The sequence below is a fragment of the Candidatus Symbiopectobacterium sp. NZEC135 genome (assembly GCF_025962695.1).
Genome location: NZ_JAGFPF010000195.1, coordinates 1 through 2,569, shown reverse-complemented (window position 1 = coordinate 2,569; position 2,569 = coordinate 1). Strand labels below are relative to the sequence as shown.

The 2,569-nt window shown below is 51.3% G+C and carries 3 protein-coding genes and 1 pseudogene; 2 read left to right on the top strand and 2 right to left on the bottom strand.

All coding sequences use genetic code 11. The features are described 5' to 3' along the window. Nucleotides 1–200 (top strand): hypothetical protein (locus tag J5224_RS24840; RefSeq protein WP_264627886.1); only part of this gene is annotated, 200 nt, incomplete at its 5' end. A 150-nt stretch (nucleotides 201–350) separates the two neighbouring features. Continuing rightward, nucleotides 351–941: a hypothetical protein gene (locus J5224_RS24835; protein ID WP_264627885.1), complete on the top strand. Its 591-nt coding sequence runs from the start codon at nucleotides 351–353 to the stop codon at nucleotides 939–941. Between the two features lie 43 nt (nucleotides 942–984). On the opposite strand, the gene J5224_RS24830 is transcribed toward J5224_RS24835, so the two are convergent. Together J5224_RS24830 and J5224_RS24825 are read right to left on the bottom strand one after the other, a co-directional pair. Then, nucleotides 985–2,313: an HlyD family type I secretion periplasmic adaptor subunit gene (locus tag J5224_RS24830; RefSeq protein WP_264627884.1), complete on the bottom strand. Its 1,329-nt coding sequence runs from the start codon at nucleotides 2,311–2,313 to the stop codon at nucleotides 985–987. Beyond that, nucleotides 2,313–2,569, bottom strand: a pseudogene (locus J5224_RS24825) (type I secretion system permease/ATPase); the annotation flags it as partial. The pseudogene J5224_RS24825 and the gene J5224_RS24830, both read right to left, overlap by 1 nt.

Below are 2,569 nucleotides of genomic sequence, written 5' to 3'. Positions count from 1 at the left end.
TCGCCACCCTGAGTGATGGACAGCGTAAACTCCACCCGGAACAGGCGGTATATCGCGTCCTGCTACGACTGCCGCCTGATTTTCACGCACCTGGACAGGTACTACGCGGTACGGTAGTGATGGAGGGCGAAGCACAAAGCCTGTTGGTGCGCGGCTGGAAACTCGCGTCGGCAGTATTGATTCGCGAGCTCTCTTTTTAAACCATCCGTTGACACAACCCACGGTAAGAAAAACTGCTGTAGGGCGTGATTTTTCCAGCCAGCACCAATACCACATGGAACGTTTTCAGAAAGAAAACAAGTGGCTATAGCGCATACTGGTCTCTAATCAGGAACAACAAGGAAGATGACATGATTATCACGCTCTATAAGTCCCCGAGCCTCAGCCCCCTGATAGCACCGACTGAGCACAAGGAAAAACAGTTTCCGAGCAAGATAGCGCCGTACCGGATTAAAAAGATTGAAAACAACCTGCTCCCCCTACTGATAGCCCAACGAGAGCGTTTTCTGTTTCGCACCACCAGGAAACACCCTTGTTTGAAAAGCGTGTACCGCTGTGCGGTTAAAGAAGGCCATGAGGGCCGCTGCCAGGCGATCGGTATTGCGGTCACCTCAGTCGATGACATTTTTAAAAATACCAAACTGAGAGGAACCGCGACACGCATCTGTCAAAAAACACCCCTTAACAACAAGCTCCCGCAGGAAAAAGACCCGGCTATCGCGCTACGCGGTAAAAAATTTATCGAAACCTTTTTAGTGCACAAAACACCGCTGGACGAAGAAACCTACATCACCGCCCTTGGCATCGGTTACCAACTCAAGAGACTCAAGTTCGATCCGCCGCTCACGGATATGTTTGCCCATGTATGGCATGAGCGGGAGCAGTTGTTAACCCCGTTGGCCGTGACGCAATCAAAAGCACATTCACGAAAACAAAGATAATATCCTCTGACAGATGATTTTATGGGCTGTTAATCGCGTATTTTCAACGCTGCTTGCCCACATCGTGCAGCGCCTCCATTGCCGGGCTGATGAGATAGCTAAGGAAAGTCCTTTTACCGGTTTTGATTTCCGCAGTCACCTGCATACCGGGTTCCAGTTGCCATTCGTCAGGCCCGACTCGCAACGAACGATGCTTAAGTGCAATGACCGCGCGATAAACTAATCCAAGCGCCTTATCCTCTGTGGCATCCGCAGAGATATTCTGTAGCGTGCCATCTACCCAGCCGTAGCGCGTAAAATCAAAGGTGTTGATTTTTACCGTTACCGACTGCCCCACGCGCAAAAAGCCCACATCCTGATTTTTGATCATGACTTCTGCTACCAGTTCGCTATCGACGGGAACAACCTTGAGCAGCTCCTGTGGTGGCTCGACGGCCCCTCCTGCATCGCGGAAAGCCAGCGAGTCAACGATACCCTCTACGGGTGAGCGCAACGTGTATTGTGCTATTTGGGCGTTAATCTGTTTGAGTTGGCTCGCCAACAGATGATTTTCATGTTCACGTTCCGCGATATTCTGGGCTACCGAATTGATTTTTTTCGCCTCCGCGCTGCTTTGTTCCTGTTCCAACTGCGTCAGACTACGGCGGCTTTCTTCCTGGTTTGCCGCTACGCCATCGACAGCATGGTGCGCCTCCAAATATTCCTTTTTAATCTCTAATAAGCTGTCGCGGCTGGTTATTTTTTTATGATACAGGCTCTCTATCGCCTGATATTGCTCTTTAAAAACCATTAACTGCTCTTCAGCCAGCCGTTGGCGAGAGTGATGTCCCATCATTTGTGCGTGTAACACCGCCTTTTTACTTTCATATACCTCTTTCTCGTACCGATCGTTTTCCACCTCGGTTATCAGCAGGGCTGCGAGCTGGTCTGCTAGCTGGATATCTTCACGGCGGTAACGATCAGGAAATACGGTGGACCACGTTTGTCCGTTGTAATACCGGTTGAGTTTATCCAGTCGCACAAGGTGAAAACGATTTAGCTTCTGCCTCAGCCGCAACTCTTCGGCCCGCTCATCCAGATGCTGGCTATTCAGTTTAATGAGTGCCTGTCCTTGCTTAACGGCCATACCGTCGCGTACCAACACGCTGGCAACTTCTGCCGTGACCGCCGTGCTGACAGGCCGAGACAGTTCCCTCACCGCCACCTTGCCGTGAGTCACTGCCACAATATCGACCTTTCCAAGGGCCGACCACAGCACGGCAAGGATGAGTGATACCATGATGACCCATAAAATTGCTCTGCCTACAGGAGAGGGCGGTGTTTCCTGGATTTCAATTACCGCAGGAAGAAATTCACGATAGTGCGCTTTCATCACGCCTCTCCCTGCTGCAAGGCATACAGTCGGGCATACAGCCCCCCCGACGCCAGAAGCTCGTCATGCGAACCCTGCTCGCTCACCTTGCCTGACGCCATGGCAATGATACGGTCAGCACGGCGCACCGCCGATAACCGATGCGCAATAATGAACACCGTTCTGCCACGGCATATTTCAGCCATATTGTTCTGAATCACGCGTTCTGATTCATAATCCAGTGCGCTGGTGGCCTCATCCAGGATGAGAATCCTAG